The organism is Citrobacter sp. RHBSTW-00029, from assembly GCF_014104295.1.
In the GTDB taxonomy this organism is placed as follows: domain Bacteria; phylum Pseudomonadota; class Gammaproteobacteria; order Enterobacterales; family Enterobacteriaceae; genus Citrobacter; species Citrobacter youngae.
Genome location: NZ_JABXRT010000001.1, coordinates 947,820 through 966,747, shown reverse-complemented (window position 1 = coordinate 966,747; position 18,928 = coordinate 947,820). Strand labels below are relative to the sequence as shown.

General features: G+C 54.3%; 9 protein-coding genes and 1 tRNA gene. 5 read left to right on the top strand and 5 right to left on the bottom strand.

The genetic code is table 11. The features are described from left to right. Positions 1-13: 13 nt before the first annotated feature. The gene (rsuA, locus tag HV041_RS04560) at positions 14-721 is read right to left on the bottom strand and encodes a 16S rRNA pseudouridine(516) synthase RsuA (RefSeq protein ID WP_086523393.1); all 708 of its coding nucleotides are present in this window, start codon (positions 719-721) and stop codon (positions 14-16) included. 151 nt (positions 722-872) lie between these two features. On the opposite strand from rsuA, the gene HV041_RS04555 reads away from it, so the two are divergent. Further along, the gene (locus tag HV041_RS04555; protein ID WP_165712405.1) at positions 873-2,633 is read left to right on the top strand and encodes a DEAD/DEAH box helicase; all 1,761 of its coding nucleotides are present in this window, start codon (positions 873-875) and stop codon (positions 2,631-2,633) included. Between the two features lie 124 nt (positions 2,634-2,757). Further along, on the top strand, positions 2,758-3,042 hold the full coding sequence (rplY, locus tag HV041_RS04550; protein ID WP_003027502.1) for a 50S ribosomal protein L25: 285 nt from the start codon (positions 2,758-2,760) through the stop codon (positions 3,040-3,042). 120 nt (positions 3,043-3,162) lie between these two features. Here rplY and yejK read toward each other — a convergent pair whose 3' ends face one another. Further along, positions 3,163-4,170, bottom strand: coding sequence for a nucleoid-associated protein YejK (yejK, locus tag HV041_RS04545; protein WP_005129293.1), 1,008 nt, complete (start codon positions 4,168-4,170; stop codon positions 3,163-3,165). Between the two features lie 134 nt (positions 4,171-4,304). On the opposite strand from yejK, the gene HV041_RS04540 reads away from it, so the two are divergent. The 3 genes from HV041_RS04540 to HV041_RS04530 all read left to right on the top strand — a co-directional run bounded on the left by HV041_RS04540 (position 4,305) and on the right by HV041_RS04530 (position 6,476). Next, complete coding sequence (locus tag HV041_RS04540) at positions 4,305-4,532, top strand: YejL family protein (RefSeq protein WP_003027506.1); 228 nt, start codon at positions 4,305-4,307, stop codon at positions 4,530-4,532. 31 nt (positions 4,533-4,563) lie between these two features. Continuing rightward, positions 4,564-6,324: an LPS biosynthesis-modulating metalloenzyme YejM gene (yejM, locus tag HV041_RS04535; protein ID WP_061068183.1), complete on the top strand. Its 1,761-nt coding sequence runs from the start codon at positions 4,564-4,566 to the stop codon at positions 6,322-6,324. Positions 6,325-6,399: 75 nt separating this feature from the next. Then, positions 6,400-6,476, top strand: a tRNA-Pro gene (locus HV041_RS04530). Between the two features lie 118 nt (positions 6,477-6,594). Here the strand turns inward: HV041_RS04530 and HV041_RS24970 are convergent. The 3 genes from HV041_RS24970 to HV041_RS04515 all read right to left on the bottom strand — a co-directional run bounded on the left by HV041_RS24970 (position 6,595) and on the right by HV041_RS04515 (position 18,924). Further along, positions 6,595-6,795 carry a hypothetical protein gene (locus HV041_RS24970; RefSeq protein WP_226814018.1) on the bottom strand — a complete coding sequence of 67 codons (201 nt, stop codon included), beginning with the start codon at positions 6,793-6,795 and terminating at the stop codon, positions 6,595-6,597. Positions 6,796-7,130: 335 nt separating this feature from the next. Further along, positions 7,131-7,430 (bottom strand): hypothetical protein, encoded by a 300-nt coding sequence (locus HV041_RS04520; protein WP_115601761.1) that lies wholly within the window; start codon positions 7,428-7,430, stop codon positions 7,131-7,133. A gap of 13 nt (positions 7,431-7,443) precedes the next feature. Further along, entirely contained in the window at positions 7,444-18,924 is an 11,481-nt protein-coding gene (locus HV041_RS04515) for a hemagglutinin repeat-containing protein (RefSeq protein ID WP_275052606.1), read from the bottom strand. Between the last annotated feature and the right edge of the window lie 4 nt (positions 18,925-18,928).

Sequence of the window (18,928 nt, the reverse complement as noted above, 5' to 3'; positions counted from 1 at the left end):
TTAGCTCCTGAAATTAACGCGGGGTTAAGTTAACGCTGGCGATTTCTTCTTCGGTCAATGGACGGTATTCTCCGGGCGCCAGATCCTCATCAAGCTTGATGGCACCGATGCGTTCACGATGCAGTTCCACAACGTGGTTACCCACGGCGGCAAACATACGTTTAACCTGATGATAGCGCCCTTCACTGATGGTCAAACGTACCTGAGTCGGCGTAATCACTTCCAGCACGGCGGGTTTGGTCAGGTCTTTCTCATTGTGCAACTGTACGCCACGGGCAAACTGTTCGGCGGTATCATCTGCCACTGGCGACTCCAGCGTCACCAGATAGGTTTTCTCACAATGGTGGCGTGGCGAAGTGATGCGATGAGACCACTGTCCGTCGTCGGTCATTAACACCAGTCCGGTGGTATCGATATCCAGACGCCCTGCCGCATGCAGTTTGTAGGCCACTGGTTCATCAAGGAAATAGAGCACAGTCGGGTGATCCGGGTCATCCGTTGAGCAAACATAACCCTGGGGCTTATTCAGCATAAAATAGCGCGGGCCATTTTGTTGAACCAGGGAATTACCGTCATATTCTACGTCGTGCTCTGGCAGTAGCTTAAAAGCGCTATTTCTGACGATTTCGCCGTCGACGGTAACACGGTTACCACGGATCTCACGCCCGGCAATAGCGCGGCTGACGCCGAGTTGCTGAGCGATAAATTTATCAAGTCGCATGAGTGTGATTTTGCCTGTAACAATACGGAAATCGGGCGTTATGCCCGAAAAGTGGAGCCGTTTTCCGCTCAGTATAACGAGCTAACAACTTCCCTCAAGGGAAAAAGATTCGTGGCATACTATACGCGAGACTGTTACATATTGTGAGCCCATGATTTTTACTCTTCGTCCTTACCAAAAAGAAGCCGTGGATGCCACGCTCAACCATTTTCGCCATCACCGTACTCCGGCAGTTATCGTCCTCCCCACAGGCGCAGGCAAAAGCCTGGTGATTGCCGAGCTGGCCCGCGTGGCGCGGGGTCGCGTACTGGTACTGGCGCACGTCAAAGAGCTGGTCGCGCAAAACCACGCGAAATATTGCGCGCTGGGGCTGGAAGCCGATATTTTTGCCGCAGGTCTGAAGCGTAAAGAGAGTCACGGGAAAGTGGTATTTGGCAGCGTACAGTCGGTGGCGCGCAATCTGGACGCCTTTCAGGGAGAATTCTCCCTGCTCATCGTCGATGAATGCCATCGCATTGGTGATGATGAAGAGAGCCAGTATCAACAAATCCTGACACACCTGACCAACGTAAACCCTCACTTACGCCTGCTCGGGCTTACCGCCACGCCTTTTCGTTTGGGCAAAGGCTGGATTTATCATTTTCATTATCACGGAATGGTGCGCGGCGATGAAAAAGCACTGTTTCGCGATTGCATTTATGAATTACCGCTGCGCTACATGATTAAACATGGCTACCTGACGCCGCCAGAACGCCTCGACATGCCGGTCGTACAATATGATTTCAGCCGCCTGCAGGCGCAAAGTAACGGCCTGTTTAGCGAAGCGGACCTGAATCAGGAACTGAAAAAGCAGCAGCGAATAACGCCGCATATCATCAGCCAGATTGTCGAGTTTGCTCAGACACGCAAAGGGGTAATGATTTTCGCCGCTACCGTTGAGCACGCCAAAGAGATAGTCGGCCTGCTGCCTGCTGATGATGCGGCGCTTATCACCGGGGACACGCCTGGCGCTGAACGCGACGTGTTGATTGAAGAGTTCAAAGCCCAACGTTTTCGCTATCTGGTGAATGTGTCGGTCCTGACCACTGGCTTCGATGCCCCGCACGTCGACCTTATCGCCATTCTGCGCCCGACCGAGTCAGTTAGCCTTTACCAACAAATCGTTGGACGAGGGTTGCGCCTGGCGCCGGGTAAAACCGACTGTCTGATCCTTGATTACGCCGGGAATCCGCACGATCTGTACGCCCCGGAAGTGGGTGCGCCGAAAGGGAAAAGTGACAACGTTCCGGTACAGGTGTTCTGTCCTGCCTGCGGATTTGCCAACACCTTCTGGGGCAAAACAACGGCCGACGGCACGCTGATTGAGCACTTTGGCCGCCGCTGTCAGGGATGGTTTGAAGATGATGACGGCCATCGCGAACAGTGCGATTTTCGTTTTCGTTTTAAAAACTGCCCGCAGTGCAACGCGGAAAATGACATCGCCGCCCGCCGTTGTCGGGAGTGCGACGCGGTACTGGTTGACCCGGATGACATGCTGAAAGCCGCGCTCAGGCTTAAAGATGCGCTGGTTCTGCGCTGCAGCGGGATGGCGCTACAAAATGGGCAGGATGAAAAAGGCGAATGGCTGAAAATTACCTATTACGATGAAGATGGCGCCGACGTCAGCGAACGCTTTCGCCTGCATACTCCCGCGCAGCGTACAGCCTTCGAGCAACTGTTTATTCGCCCGCACACCCGAACGCCCGGCATTCCCTTACGCTGGATAACCGCCGCCGATATCCTCGCCCAGCAAGCGCTGTTACGTCATCCTGATTTCGTGGTCGCGCGCATGAAAGGTCAGTACTGGCAGGTCCGTGAAAAGGTCTTCGATTATGAAGGACGCTTTCGTCGGGCACATGAATTACGCGGTTAATCGTACTTTTGATTGATGTACCAGCCGTTTGAGTATAGAATCTCGCCCGCTTTTGCATACGCAAAGCAGATCACTTACCTGTTGCTGGGTCGCCTGTAGCAGGAATTATTAAAGAGAGATTTAAATGTTTACTATCAACGCTGAAGTACGTAAAGAGCAGGGTAAGGGTGCGAGCCGCCGCCTGCGTGCCGCTAACAAGTTCCCGGCAATCATCTACGGTGGCGCAGAAGCCCCGATTGCTATCGAACTGGATCACGATGCAGTTATGAACATGCAAGCTAAAGCTGAATTCTACAGCGAAGTTCTGACCATCGTTGTTGACGGTAAAGAAGTTAAAGTTAAAGCTCAGGCTGTACAGCGTCACCCGTTCAAGCCGAAGCTGTCTCACATCGACTTCGTTCGCGCGTAATCGCAAACAAGTTGAAGAAAAACCCCGCCAAGGCGGGGTTTTTTTATGGGATTTTGTAATCGATACTGATGGTTCTCGTCGACCGGATAAGGCGTATACGCTCTCACCCGGCAAACGGTTTTATTTCCCGCCCGACGTGCGACGCTGGAGCTGATCGCGCAGGTTCGGCGGCGTACCTTTGATGGTCAAAGTATCTGTAGCCGGATCCCAGAAAATACGTTCACCCAGTAACATGGCGTCGAAGTTGATGGTTAACCCACCGCCGCTTCCGGCAAATTTGGTTAACTGACGCAGCGTACTGCGATCCGCCGGAAAGCTCTCTTCCAGCTCGTAGCCTTTATCTGCGGTAAATTCGCTGAAGCTGACTTCACTGACGCCGGAAAGCTCTTTGGACAGCGACTCCAGCTCGATCTCTTCACCGGCTTGTAGCTGTTCGTTGCAGTAGCTGTACACCTGCTGACGCACGTTCTGGCGTTCAGCTTTATCGAGCTGCGCCTCGGCAGTAAAGTCGTCCACTGCCTGCAGCAGGCCACGGTTTTGCGCTTTGGCATTCAGACCTTCGCTGGCACCGAGGAAATCCATAAAGAAATCGGCGACTTTGCGCCCTACCCGCCCTTTCAGGAACGTCAGATAGCGCGTGGACTCCGGATTGGTTTCCCACTCGGTTAAATCAATACGCGCGACGATATCCGCATGATTGATATCCAGATAGTGCGTCGGGTTGATATCCAGATTTTCATTGACGCGCATGCTGCTTAAATTGTTCAGCACGGCGACCAACAGATACTCTACCGCCAGATAACGGTAATGGCAGAACAGGACAATACCGCCGTCGGCAAAAGGATATTTCGCCAGCTCGTCCCGCAAGCGTCCGGTCGCGGCACGACTAAATGCCAGAAAATCCTCTTCACCCTGACGCTGTAAACGCAGCGTTTGCGCCAGTTCACTCTCTTCGCTAAACAGGCCATAGGCTTTATTCTTGGCGCTATACACCCGGTGCAGCTCAGCCATCATCTCGACAACCGTCGCTGTCGGTTCCAGTAATGAATCGCGCAAGACCAGCTCAAGGTTCTGCTCGTCACGTTTGATAAGCTGGTGCAGGGCAATCTGGTTGATATCCAGACTCATGATAAACTCTCCTTTTAGACCGGGCGGTATTCAACCACCTGCCGGGCAGTGACGCAATAGAAGATAAAAAAGCAGAAAAAAAACTGTCTGTACGGTAATATGTTGCCCTTTCATGAACAGACTGATTTCGATTTATGCCACAAATTTCCCGCTATAGTGACGAACACGTTGAACAACTGCTGAATGAGATGCTCAACGTACTGGAAAAACATAAGGCGCCAACCGATCTTTCCCTGATGGTATTGGGAAATATGGTGACTAACCTTATCAATACAAGCATCGCACCGGCCCAGCGCCAGGCGATTGCCAACTCTTTTGCCCGCGCATTGCAGTCTTCGGTAAACGACGACCAAGCGCATTAAGAGCCTGCTCCGGGGAAACGAACAACAGTTTATGGTAACTCATCGTCAGCGCTACCGTGAGAAAGTCTCCCAGATGGTTAGCTGGGGGCACTGGTTTGCCTTGTTCAACATTCTGTTGGCCATGGTACTCGGTAGCCGTTACCTGTTTGTCGCCGACTGGCCGACAACGCTTGCAGGGCGTGTTTATTCCTATGTAAGCCTGGTCGGACATTTTAGTTTTCTGGTGTTTGCCACCTATCTGCTAATCCTGTTTCCTCTGACGTTTATCGTCATGTCCCAGAGGCTGATGCGATTCTTATCAGCCATTCTGGCGACAGCAGGTATGACGCTGTTGCTCATCGACAGCGAAGTGTTCACCCGCTTCCACCTGCATCTCAACCCCATCGTCTGGGAGCTGGTCATTAACCCTGACCAGAATGAAGCGGCGCGTGACTGGCAACTGATGTTTATCAGTGTGCCAATCATTCTGCTAATCGAAATGCTGTTTGCGACCTGGAGCTGGCAGAAACTGCGCAGCCTGACGCGTCGCCGCCATTTTGCCAAACCGTTAGCCGCATTCTTCTTCATTTGCTTTATCGCCTCGCACGTGGTGTACATCTGGGCTGATGCCAACTTCTATCGCCCGATTACCATGCAGCGCGCAAACCTGCCGCTCTCTTACCCGATGACGGCGCGTAAGTTTCTGGAAAAACATGGTCTGTTGGATGCGCAAGAGTATCAACGCCGCCTGATTGAACAGGGTAATCCGGAAGCGGTCTCCGTCCAGTATCCGCTCAGTGAGCTGCGTTACCGTGATATGGGAACGGGTCAGAATGTCCTGCTGATCACCGTTGACGGTCTGAACTACTCGCGCTTTGAACAGCAAATGCCTGCTCTGGCAGAATTTGCCGGGCAGAATATCTCCTTTACGCGCCACATGAGTTCGGGAAATACTGCCGACAACGGGATTTTTGGCCTGTTTTATGGCGTTTCACCAAGCTACATGGACGGCATTTTGTCGACCCGAACGCCTGCCGCGCTAATCTCTGCGCTGAATCAACAAGGCTATCAGTTGGGATTGTTCTCCTCTGATGGCTTCACTAGCCCACTGTATCGCCAGGCATTGCTGTCAGACTTTTCGATGCCAAACGTGCAAACGCAATCTGATCAACAAACTGCAAGCCAGTGGATTAACTGGCTGGGCCGCTATGCGCAAGATGATAACCGTTGGTTCTCATGGGTTTCCTTTAACGGAACGAACCTTGATGACAGCAACCAGAAGAATTTTGCCAAACGCTACGCCAGCGCGGCGCAAGATGTGGATGCCAACATCAACCGTATACTCAGCGCCCTGCGTGACTCCGGCAAACTGAACAACACGGTGGTCATTATTACCGCGGGCCGGGGCGTGCCGTTGACGCAGGAAGAGAATAACTTTGCCTGGTCGCGTGGCCATCTACAGGTGCCTCTGGTTATTCACTGGCCGGGAACACCTGCGCAGCGTATTAATAGCCTGACCGATCATACTGACCTGATGACAACACTGATGCAGCGCCTGCTCCACGTCAGTACCCCAGCAAGCGAGTACTCACAGGGTCAGGATTTGTTTAATGCAACACGCCGCCATTACTGGGTCACGGCAGCTGACAGCAGCACCATGGCCATTACCACACCAGAGATGACGCTGGTGCTTAATAACAACGGTAATTACCAGACCTATAATTTACGCGGCGAGAAAATTAAAGATCAGAAACCGCAGCTAAGTTTGCTGCTGCAAGTGCTGACGGATGAGAAACGATTTATCGCTAACTGATTAATTATAAATCAGTTAGCAGTCCATCCTCTTGCATTCGTGGTGGAAAGCAGTAGTATTAGCAGCCATAAGTGTCGGCACGTAGCGCAGCCTGGTAGCGCACCGTCATGGGGTGTCGGGGGTCGGAGGTTCAAATCCTCTCGTGCCGACCAAAATTCCCCAAAAAAACCAACCTTCTACGGTTGGTTTTTTTATGCCTGTTTTCTGTATGGGGAAGCAATGGGGAATTATCGGGGAAAAACCCCGGCGCACAGTGTAAATAGACCCGTTTTAGTTCCATGCTTTTTTTGAGATCCCGGCCAAATTGCCCCTAGCTCCCAGGTCTTTACCAACATCCTTTTCTGATTGTTTATGTGAAGGCAGACCATTAGCGATTCCACCGCCACCTTTCATCAACTCTCCGTCAACATCCTCAATCCCAATTTTCAGCATCGGATTGATATCAAAGATACCGGGCTTATCCTTGCTCAACGAGTTATTCTCAACAACAACTTTTTCCGTTGCGAAGTCAGCCTGTGAACGACAGTTTTTCCTGTGTACTCAGCAAGTTACAACCCAGTTTTCCTGCTGCATTTTGCTGTACTGGACCCAACGCCCCGATACGCGGTTTTCGCCCCCGGCACGCTACCGCCTCGCCGTGGTGTTTGTACCTGCACCCCGCATCATAGCAGCGATGTCAGCCGCTGCTATTACCGTTGAGCGCCTGTACACCGGCGAACTGCCGGTGTACAGGCGCGGGGGCGGGCATTGTGGGCAAGTCTGACGGCTGATAACACGATCCCAGCACAGAGCCGGGATCTTCATTATTACTCTTTTCTTAGATATACCAGTAAACCATTTGTATTCTTTATCCTCTGTGGAGAATCAAGGCGCTGAACTGTTGTATCTACAGTAAAATCATCATCAAAATCGGCAATAATTTCCGTTTCTATTACCGACGCAAGCTCTTCGTCGTCATCATCAACTTCACCTTCAAAATAAAAAAGTAAGCTAATGTTCTTACCAGATAATTCAGCAATAACGGCTCTAATATTAGGGGTCACGTTTCCCAACAAAGCCCTCTGCAATGAAAGTCTCAGGTATACACTTAAATCAGATAAAACCATTACTTCTCCCTTATTATTCTGAAGGTCTTGCGGGAACAATATGCACACCATTTTTACCATAGTGGACTATGCCATTTGTAGTAGGAGTAGATACTCCTGTCTGAGGGTCAATATAGTTTCCAATATTTTGACCATAATTTATGCGCTCCTTAGAACCAGGAACACCTACGGGAGTATTACCTACCTGCTGACCCGTTCCCAATTTGGGTAGCAATGAATCAGGTGCTAGGGTAAGAACACTTTTATTCAAACCCGCTTCGGAAGCTATTTTATACTCGTTCGTTCCTGGTAAGTGCTTGTTCTGTTGTCCTTTATTAATCGTGAACTTACCAATGCCACCACCACCTTTCAACGGCTCCCCATCAGTGTCCAGCACATTTGGTTTCAGCGGATTGATGTCGAAAATATTGACCGGTAACTTGTCCTTATCACCAAGTGCATTATTCTCAATCGCATTTTTCCCGGCCTGCGCCCCGGCAGCCGCCGACGCCGTGCTATCGCCCGACAGACCACCGGCCATCCCTGCTGATATCGTTGCCAGCGTGCTGATGGTCTGCTTCTGATCCTCACTCAGTTGCGACAGGTCAGTCACATCAGGATACAGCATACCTGCAATCGCCCGGGCCGCAAGTTCACCCGTTGCCGCACCCGCTGCGCCCGCCGCCGCGCTGTTGCCCTGCATCGCCGCCACTGCGCCGCCCAATATCGCGTGGGCAATGACATTTACCGCAGTATTGCCCTCTGTCGATTTAAGCAGATGCGCCAGCTCCGGTGCCGACGCCCCCGCCAGCGCGGCCCCCATATCACCGCCAGCCAGCCCCTGAAGCGCCGCCGTTGCCGCCTGAATCCCCCGCTGAATATCGCTGCCCGTGCCATACTTCGCCAGTTCTTCCTTATACTTCGGCGTATCTTTCAGCTTATCCGCAGGCAGATTCGGATTGTCCCTGCGCGCCTCTTTCAGCGCATTTATCTCTCCCTGTGTTCTGGCAATATCCGCTGCCTGACCGCCAATATCACCGATGAGACTTACCGTCTGCAGCCGCTTCTGCTCTTTCTCTTTGTCAAAAATCGGGCTGATGCTGTCGTTCGCATGTTCCGTATCACGGCTCAGACCGGATACATCCTGCTGCTGGTTCGCTGTATCACGAACCGTAATTGTTCCTTCCGCTACCGCCGCCTGCGTAGTTCCTTCCGCATGCCCGCTGTTGCCACCCGCTGAAATCATTCCACCCGGCATATTGCCTTTGAACGCGTCGCCGCCAAAAGAACCGCCGCCGCTCAGGCTGACGCCTGAATGACTGACCTTAAAATCCGCTTCGTTATGAATGTCCCTGAACCCCAGCGTTCCGGTATCCAGGCTGTTTTTGTCCCCCGTTGCCGTCGAAGCGATTACCGCGCCATCCAGTTGCGTGTGACGTCCCACCGTCACATCAAATCCGCCATCGCCGGCAAAAAGCCCTGTCTGCTCCTGAACCGAGTCATAAGTGCTTTTCATCTTGTCCTGGCTGGCGCTGATATAGCCCGAACCGGTCATGCTACCGAAGGTAAAACTGCCGCCTGCCGCTACGCTGTTCTGCTTCGATTTGTAGTCGTTGCTGTCCTGCTGGCTGCTCATCCACAGGTCGCGACCAATATCCGCGACCACTTTATCGCCGCTGACCTGCGCGCCATTCAGAAGGGCATCGCGACCACTGGTCATCGATACAATGCCACCGCTGTCCAGCGTGGTCTCCGTCCACGCCGTGCCGTTACCCTTCTCATGTCCTTTTGCCGCATTCACGTTGGCGAAGACGCTGATACCATAGCCATTGGTTCCTCCGCCAATGCTGACCCCTACACCGCCGCCGCTGCTGCTATTTTTCCCGGTTGTCTGTTGAGTGTTTGCCGCACCGCTCAGTACGATATCATTCGCTGCTGCAAGCGTGGTGTCCCCACCCGCCTTTATCTGGCTGCCGCCGTTCAGAATATCGCCGCTGTTCCCGCTCTGACCTTTACCCGTCGCCGTAATAGCCAGATTGTTGCCTGCATTCAGGGTGCTGCCTGCCACAGTATCACTCCGGGCATGCTGCTCAGACTTTGATTTCTGGGAAGTCAGAGAAATGCTGACGCCTATACCGTTATTCGGATCGCCGCCAGCCTGAGCAACTGCAACCCCCTGCGCAGCCTGCACGCCGGAAAGCGCCGCTTTCGTTGCCTTCAGAGCCGCAAGACGATCGTCACTCTCATCTTTCGCATCCTGCGCTGCTGAAACCGCGCTGTTCACCGCACTGCCCACAGCCCCTGACAACGCCACCGTCAGTCCGCTGGTTTTCTGCTCAAACTTCTCATCACGGGTGCGTTTGTCGTGTCCCGGTTCAATAAGTACACTATCGCCGCCAACAGCAATATCTTTCTGGGCGATGATATCCGCGCCGCCGATATGTGCCTGCTGGCCTGCGGTGATACTGACGTTGCCCCCCGTAGAACCGACCGTACTGAAGCTCTCGCTTTGGGTGGTGCCTTTTTCGCGCAGATCGTGCGTCGTTTTACTGCTACCGATGGTGAAGCCGATCCCGCCCGACCCCATCAGCCCGCTCTTTTTCGTCTCTTTAAAGCGCCATGAGGTATCCGTATTGGTGGCAGCAACGATATCCACATTGTTGCCAGCCCCCAGCGCCACATTGCCGTCACCGACAACGGCTGAGCCCTGTACCAGAATGTTATTCCCGGCGGCGACAGTCACATTGTCCCCGCTCAGCAACGCGCCTTTTTCCCGCGTAGCACTGTCTTCTTCAATCGTATGGGTAGTCTTTTTACTGAGGAATCCTTTTTTGGTTTTCGTGGTTTCCTGGTAGTGATAATCGCTCTCTGTGGCGGTCGTGAGATTCACATCCCGGCCTGCCGTGACGCCGATATCGCCCTGCGCCGTAACATCCGCTGCCTGCGCACTCACATCGCGCCCGGCGATAATGACCGTGTCGCCACCGCTGGCAATTTCCGTCCCCTGCTGGCGTACGGCGTCATTGACCACGGTTTTCTTCTTCGCACGATAGCTGTTGCCGTCGGTTGTTGCTTCAGCCAGCAGGTTAACATCACGCCCGGCCAGCAGACCCACATCATTTTCCGCTGCCAGCCCGGCCGCGTGAGAATTAATATCCTGACCCGCTTTCAACACCAGATTGTCACCCGCTGAGACGGTGGTACGGGAAAGCCCGGTGCTGTGCGATTCACTGCCGCCGTTACGGCTATTCTGCTGAGTGGTGGCCGCATTCAGATTGAGATCGTTACCCGCTGTAAGCTGAGCATTCCCCCACGCGTTAACATTGCTGGCGGTGACGTTGAGGTTATTCCCGGCATTGATACCGAGGTTACCGCCCGCGCTGATGGTGCTCCCCTGCCAGTCCACGGACGAACGACCGGTCTCTGTGACCCTGCGTCCGGAATGGCTCCGGGCATCGTTAATCTGGTTGGCATTTACCGCAATATCTCCCCACGCAGCCATCAGCAATGAGCCACCCGCAGAGAGATTCGCGCCAGTAACGGTGATATCCTTGCCTGCCGAGAGCGACAATCCGTCCTGCGCGGTAATGGACGCCACAGAACCTAGCAACGTATCTTTAAAGCTCACATTGCGGTATTTGTCCCTGGCACTTACATCAATCTGCTCCGCCAGCGTCAGGTTATTGATGTTGCCGCCCAGGCTTTCCAGCGTCACCGTTTTTCCGCTAATGGCGGAGCTGACGTTGTTGATATCGCCAATCGCACTCAGCTCAAGGTTGCCCCCGGCCTGCATCAGACTATTGTTAAGGTTGCTGATGCTGTTCTGACTGTCGAGAGTGAGATCGTTTCTCGCCAGCAGCGTACTGCCAGCGTTGGTGATATTCCCGCTGGTAAGCTGAACATTATTCCCGGCAATGACGCTACCGTTGCTCACCGTGATATCTTTCGGCGAGAGATACAGCTTCGGTATCATTACCGTCTCACCGTTGACGGTCGCGGCTTCCCACCACAGCATGCTGTGCTCAAGGGACGCTATCTGATCGGCCGTCAGGGCCACCCCAAATTTCAGCCCCAGCGACTGCTGGGTACTGGCAGCGCTGTCCATCAGGTAACGCATCTGCTCCAGGTCAGAACCTATACCGTTGATGTAACGACTTCCCGTCTTATTCAGCATGGCGTTACTGACATAGCGGGTATCGAACGCCGCATCACCGAGGAAACGGTAGTCATATTCCGGGTTCAGTTTGAGACGATCGAGCATATAGGCCGATCCCAGAAACTGGTTTTGATCGGTATACGCAACGTTAGTTTCACGCGGCGCTTTGCCCGGTTTGATACCCAGCATGGCATTCAAATCACCAAACAGGCTGGGATCGAGTTGACCAAGGCCATTCAGTTTCGGGTTGACGTTGATCAGGTACGGGCTTTTCGGATCGTCGGAGACGACGAAATAACCGTTCTTTCCGGAAGGCAACGGATACGCGCTGGTATCCACCGTTTTGCCCTGATTTTGCCCGGCGATATTCACGCCCTTCTCGCCTGGGTTAATCAGGCCATTGAGTTGACCGAGGCTGGCATCACCTTTCTGCGTGGTAGAAACAGAGCTGAGCGTGGCGTCTGATACGCCACCGCTTTCCAGCGCGCCGCCGCCGGTAATCTGCTGTAATGCATCCTGCAGTTGGTCGTTCCACTGTGGGGAACTGACGTTCACCGTGTCATTGTCTGCCAGCGCCTGTTTTTGCCCCCCGGCGTCAATGGTCTGGTTGCTGAGGGTGTTGAGGGTTGGCACAGAAATAGTGGTGCCAACGCCACTGTTTGCTGTTGTATTGGTATTACTGATGTTATGAGTGAACGTCGCGCTGATATTGCCAGCGGCGCTTATCACCGCACGATAAGCATCACCATCAGCGACAAACTCAGTTTTTCTTTCACCCAGGATATAGGAGACCGATGTCCTGTCACGTTCTTTGTCCCGCCACCAGTACCATTTATCCCCCTCACCAGAAAGTGGGCGCCAATCCTCACTGCCGCACTCATTACTGAACCATTCACAACGGTACTCTGCCTGAATATAAGTTACTTGCCGCCCGCTCTCAGCGGAGAGATTATTCAGTGTTTCTCCGGTAAGCCCTGCATTGCGTCCGGCCAGTATCTGGCTGGCGCGATTATCCAGGTTACTGGCATCAACAATAATATCGCGGGCGGCCACAATACGGGCTGCCCCCCCCGCCACAGAGACCGTGACAACCGACTCACTCTGTACAAACTGACGGATATCATTACCTGTAAGAAGGTAAGAAACGCCAGTCCGGCAGTTGTCATTCTTACCACCTGTACAACGCTCCCACTCCTTCCAGACGACATTATCACCCCGGTCAATCCACTCGTTCAGACTGACAGCAAAATCCGCATATTGGCCCAGAGAGCTGGAGTAGGCAGGATACTTTTCCGGAGCAGGAACAGCATCCGGATAGTTTTTATCGAACTGGTTAATCGTCAACCCATCCCGCTGGTTCAGCAGATGCCCGGTTTTGATGGTGATATCACCGTTCTGGGTTTCGATATTGCCGGAGGTGTTGACCACTTCGCTGTTGGCATTTCCCGCCGCATCTCGCTGCATCCACAGATTGTTGCCTGCAAGGATATCGCCGCGCTGGTTGGTAATGGTGTTGGCATAAAGCGCCAGATTATTTGCCGCGTACAACAGCGCCGTATTAACGATAGCGCCAGGCGCATTGAGCGTCAGAGAACCACGCGTGCCGGTGAAACCATCGACTGAAATATTACCGCGACTGGTCAGCGTAATATCCCCACCGCCCTGTAACGTTCCGGCGGCATTGAGCGCCACGTTGCTGCCGCTGAGGTGGCTCGCACCGTTGCCCGTTGTGATTTGCCCGTTATTGCTGAGCTGCCCGCCCGCCGTCAGGTTGAGCGACTGCCCCTGAAGCACGCTACGGTTGTCGATAGCACCTTCGCTGGTCATGGTCAGCGTTTTACCCGCGGCAAACGCGCTTTGCGCAGTAAAGCCATTCACCAGTTTCAGCGTCAGATTACCCAGCGCAACCACCTGCCCCAACGCATCCAGCCCGTGGCTTTCAACGGACAGGTCGCCACCGCTGAACAGTTTGCCTGCTGCATTCTGATTAACCTGGCTGGCATTAACACTCAGTTGCGAGTTGCCCAACAGCGTACCGTTATTCGTCAGTTGCGTGTATTTCACCGCCAGTTGACCGGCCTGTGTCGTTCCCTGGTTGGTAAAATTGTTACCTGTAAGCGTGGCGCTGTCGGCCAGCCAGTTCCCGCCATTGGTGGCCGTTGCCGCATTCAGAATGAGGTTTGTCGCCTGTAACCAGCCTGCGCCGGAATACTGCGGCGTGGTCAGTGTCATTCCCGCGCCGGAAAGCAGTTTACCGTCATTGAGCGCGCGAGCTGTGGCGTTAAGATGGGTTTCTCCACCGCTCTGCATTAAACCGTAGTTGGACAGCACTGGAGTAGAAAGCGTCAGCCCCTGACGGCTGACAATCTCCCCGGAAGCCTGGTTTATCAAATCGCCGCTCAGCGACAGCGTTGCGCCATTATCCCCTTGTAGGCGTCCGCTGTTGGTCAATGCGCCGGACGTCATGCCCAGCGTCGCCCCCTGAATTTTGCCCTCGTTGGTGACTGACGCCGCAGTCAGATCCAACGCGCCGCCGCTCAGCATACTGCCCGCTTTCTGCTGCCTGACCGCGCCGTTCATGGCAAGCGTGAGCGCATTTACGCCGCTAATTGCCGCGCTGTTATCGAGGGTTGCCCCCTTCAGCGTAAGATTTTTCGCCGTCCATTGCCCGGCGTTAGTCAGAGAAAGCGCCTGTAGCGTCGCGTTACCCAGCGCGGTAATTTTGCTGCCCGCCGCAGAAGTCAGGTTATTCGCGAGCGTAAGCTGCAGAGCGTCGGCGCTGTGTATTGCCCCATTGTTTGTCAGCGCTTGCGCATTGAGCAGAATCGACTGCCCCTGCCATGTGCCATTATTCGTCACATCGCCAGAAGTGAGTTTCAGCGTTCCCTGCGTCAGCAGTGAACCACCTGCTGCGTTAATCAATTCCTGTTGCGGTGAAGCCATCGCCATGCGCGCCATCAGACGCTGACGCGCTTCCAGCGTCAGGCTTTGCAGGCCGGTCAGCGTGCCCTGGTTGTGGATCCGGTTTTGCTGCAGGGTCAGGGTCTTTCCCTGTACCGTGCCGCTGTTATCAAGCTGTGCGCCGTCGAGCGTTACGTCGCTTTCGCTGAGCAGCTTTCCGCTGTTATCAAGCTGCTGCGCGGTCAGTGACATTCCGCCATGACTCATCACATCGCCTGACGTGGTAAGGCCGTTGTTTACAGTCGCCGTCAGATTACCCTGGCTTATCAGCGAGCCTTTGTGCAGCCAGTCATCAGCGGTCAGCGTAAGTTGCTGCCCCTGCAGCGTTCCCTGCGTCGTAATATTGCCGACATCGAAGGTCAACGCGCCACCGCTCAGCGTACGGGACGTTATACCCGTCGTGAGCACATCGCCAGACAGCGCAAGCCCGTTCGTCCCCTGCCACAGGCCAGTATTGTTTAGCGTCGAGGCTGCAAGTGTCAGCCTGTCACCGGCAATACGCCCGGCGCTGTTGATATCATCAGCCGTCAGCGTCAGTGCGCCGCCACTTTGAATGTATCCGGGGTTGATAAGTCGCCCGGATAGCTTGCCTTCCAGGCCATGTAAACCGTTAAGCACGCCGCTGTTATTCAGCGAGTCGGCAGTGAATGTCAGGACATCGCCCTGCAGTACACCGGCGTTTTCCATCGCACTGGTATGCACCAACAGCGCATTACCGGCCAGCCATTTACCAGTGGCATCCGTGGTGAAGGTATTCGCAGAAACCGAGGTACTGTCATTACCCTGAACCAGACCGCTGTTACGGATGGATTTTCCATCCAGAGTGACACTTTTCGCCGCCAGCGTACCGCGGTTATCCAGAGAGGCGGTATTTATCGACGCCCCCTGTTTCGCCACCAGGTTACCCTGGTTTTCAACTGAGTTTGCCAGCGTCAGATCCAGGGAATCGGCCTGAATATCACCGGCGTTAATTAATGTGCTGCCGCGCAGCGTGAAGTCGGTATTCGTCAACAGCAGACCGTGGTTTTCCAGCGTGTCGAGGCCTAAATCCAGCCCCGCGCCGCTAACCAGTTGTCCCTGCTGACCATTAAACAGATTGCGGGTGGTGAGCTGTAGCACCGAATTACCCTGCACAGTGCCGTTATTCATAAGCTCCGGCGCGGAAATGCTAAGGGATTTTGCTGCAATCGTTTTGTCGTTAAACAACTGCGCTGCAGCCAGTTCGAACAGATTCAGACTGCGCAGCGCTCCCTGATTGTCCAGTCGCTCGCTGGCAGTGATCTTCAGGCTATTCTGAGCCTGAATACTGCCGCCGTTCCGCAGGATGTCCAGCGTAATTGCCGCCGTACGGGCCTCCAGTTGGCCATCGTTGTCGATACGCTTTCCGCTAAGATGCAACGCTTCGCCGCCGGTTACCTGCCCGCCAGCAAGGTTAGTGAAGCGATTGCCATCCCAGCCGAGCATCTGATTCCCCTGCAGGATCCCGCTGTTACTGAGATCGCCGTGTAATGCCAGCACCTTCGCCGCCAGCAGTCCGCCGTTATTCACGCTGGCGGCATGCACGGTCATACCCTGTTGGCTGAGTACGTTGCCCTGGTTAGTGAACACGTCGTGTACCGTTGCCGTTACCCCTGTTTCACCCAACGCATTACCGCTGTTTTGCCACGTATTTGCTTCCAGATTCAGCGTGCTGCCCTGCAGCAAGCCGGCGTTGTGGAGGGTCTGATTCTTCAGGATTAATTCCCCCACCGACAGCACATTGCCGTCGTTATTCACGTCCCGACTGTTCAGCACAAGCGTATCGGCGGCCATGAGTCCGAGGTTATCTGTCTTCTGTCCGTTAACAGATAATGACGTGTCCGCCAGCAGGCGCCCCGCGGTTTCGTTTTTTACCGTCGCATATTCACTTTGCAGATCAACGCCGTTAATTTCTCCGCCGTTAACCAACTGGCGACCGTTGAGGTGCAATGAACCGTCGGTAGTAATCAGCCCATGGTTGGTCAGATACGGTATATCCAGCGCCAGAGAACGCCGGGCATAGAGCGAGCCGCCGCTAAGGTTATCTAACGTATCAATCTGCAGGTCCATTGCCGCGTTGCCCTGCATCAGACCGCTATTCACAACATGCTGACTGTGAAGAGCTAGCGTTTCGGCTACCAGAGAGCCGCTGCTGGTGAAAAGTTCAGGGGCAATAATCGAGATGCGTTCAGCGCTGGCGCTACCGCTATGAGTCAGCGTCGCCGTGCTGAGCATCAGGGTATCGGCCAGCAGTTCACCCTGGTTATCAACTGACTGCTGCGCGCTGAAACCAACGCGTGTCCCGGTGGATTTTCCGCCATGACTGAGCCTGTCCGCCGTTACGTCCAGCGAACCTTTTGCCGCCTGTACACCGTCCAGCGTGACGCTGTTGCCGGTAATCGCAAGGTCCAGACCACTCTGCAGATGGCCGTCCTTGCCAGTAGCCAGCTGCTTTGCGCCCACGTTAAGCGCACCAGCGGCATTAACCTGACCGTTCAGGTTCAGGTTTTGCGCAGCGTTTAACTGTATGCCCTGTTGCCCGGCGATCAGCGAATCTTTCGCGGCGGTGAGGTTTTCAGCATTGACTGTCACCCCCCGGCTGCCAGAGAGGACGCCATATTGTTCAACTGTCGCGGCCCGCACCGTTAATGAGCCATCAGAGAGCAACGTTCCACCGTTTAGCAGCGTGGCATCTGCCCGGATATCCGCATCGTTTTTCGCGCTGAGGGTGCCCTGTTGGTTCAGCGTTGTTGTCTGTACTGAAAGCAGGCCACCGCTCGCCAGTGTGCCCCTATTTTCCAGCGACCCGCTATGGACCGATACGCTGTTACCCTGCATCAGCCTCCCATTTTCGAGGCGGGTTACCGACGCATCAAGATGGCCGTTCGCAGCCAGTTGACCACCATTCACGAGGTGGTCACCGGAAAGAGACAACGCGCCTCCCGCATTGACCTGTCCCTGGTTGTTCATTTCGCTACCGGCCAGGCTTAATGCTCCTTTCGCATCGGCCCGGCTGGCGTTATCCAGTGCTATGCGCTGTGCCTTCAGCGTGAGTCCGTTACCTGCAGAGAGCAATCCCCCTTTAGCAGACAGATTGCCGTGACTGTTAAGGCTGACATCAGCATCACTCCCCAGCGTGGAACGGGTCAGCGTCATCCCATTAGTGCCCGCGACATCCAGTTTTTCTTTACTGGTCAGGCTGCCGTCGGTGATTGTCAGCGAACCGTCGCTACGCAGTGAGGTGTTTTTCTGGCTAACCAGAGTTGTTGCGGCAATGGCTACATCCTGTTTAGCCGTAATCTGCAACTCTCCAGCTGCGGCAACCCCGCCACCATCGATCGTCATCTTGCCATCGCTACCCAGCAGCATGCCTGCACCACTGGAGAGATTTGCACCTTGTAGCGCTAACGCCCCGGTGCTGTTGATGGCCATCCCGCTTGCGGTCTTATGACTACCGGTCAACGTGACACCTTCTCCCCTGGCAGAAAGACCACCGTTTGCCAGACTGTTGCCGATCGTTAATTTCCCGTTAGCATTGAGGGTGATATCACCCTGGCGGGCATTCAGATCCCCGAGGTTGACCCCCAGCCCTTTCTCGCTGGAGACCAGATGAATACGGTTAGCGTACATCCCACCTAATGCGCCAGTGTCTACCGCGATTTTCGGTGCTTCTCCTTCGCCATTCAGCGGGCTCGTCTGGCCATTCGCCGCGATGCGATTCGCGCCGACGATAACATTCAGATCTTTGGCGTGTAGCGCTGCGTTAATTTCCGTGGCGCGGGCAATAATTGACACCGCATCGCTCTGGCTTCCATCCAGCCCTTTGCCTTCAATGGTAATGCTGCCTTTGCTCACATCCAGCGACTGCAGGTTACCGTTAGCATCCAGCACCGGTTTACCGGTAGTCAGTGTGGCGTTAGGCGTGTTGATAAACCCGCACCCGTTACAGGTAATGCCGTAGGGGTTGGCGACCATGACGTTGGCGGCTTTCCCTGCGACTTCGGTATAGCCCTGTAGCTGCGAACGGTTAGCGCCGGTAACTTCGTTGATGATCCCTGATGCTTCCTTTCCGGGACGCAGGTTCGGGTTATTCTGGACGATGCCGCCGAGCTGGGTTTGGGTAAATTGCCCGGTCGCGTTGTTGAGGATCAGTCCCTCTTTTCCCACGTTGTAGTCGTTATATTTGTTGTGTGAAATCCCGGACTGGTTCGGCGTGGCAATATTCACCACCGGAACACCATTGGCGGCTTTATCCATCTGCGTATTGCCTTCAGGCGTGATGGCGGCAGCCATCGCCGGGAGCAGTGGTTGGGTAGCCAGCAGGAAACTCAACATGCCACTTAGCAAACGCTGGGAGAAACGAACCTGATCCTTTTTCATCATC

Excerpts from the sequence above, each read along its gene's own strand:
- yejM (WP_061068183.1), top strand. The coding sequence starts at position 4,564 with ATGGTAACTCATCGTCAGCGCTACCGTGAGAAAGTCTCCCAGATGGTT.
- rsuA (WP_086523393.1), bottom strand. The coding sequence starts at position 721 with ATGCGACTTGATAAATTTATCGCTCAGCAACTCGGCGTCAGCCGCGCT.
- HV041_RS04520 (WP_115601761.1), bottom strand. The coding sequence starts at position 7,430 with ATGGTTTTATCTGATTTAAGTGTATACCTGAGACTTTCATTGCAGAGG.
- HV041_RS04515 (WP_275052606.1), bottom strand. The coding sequence starts at position 18,924 with ATGAAAAAGGATCAGGTTCGTTTCTCCCAGCGTTTGCTAAGTGGCATG.
- HV041_RS04540 (WP_003027506.1), top strand. The coding sequence starts at position 4,305 with ATGCCACAAATTTCCCGCTATAGTGACGAACACGTTGAACAACTGCTG.
- yejK (WP_005129293.1), bottom strand. The coding sequence starts at position 4,170 with ATGAGTCTGGATATCAACCAGATTGCCCTGCACCAGCTTATCAAACGT.
- rplY (WP_003027502.1), top strand. The coding sequence starts at position 2,758 with ATGTTTACTATCAACGCTGAAGTACGTAAAGAGCAGGGTAAGGGTGCG.
- HV041_RS04555 (WP_165712405.1), top strand. The coding sequence starts at position 873 with ATGATTTTTACTCTTCGTCCTTACCAAAAAGAAGCCGTGGATGCCACG.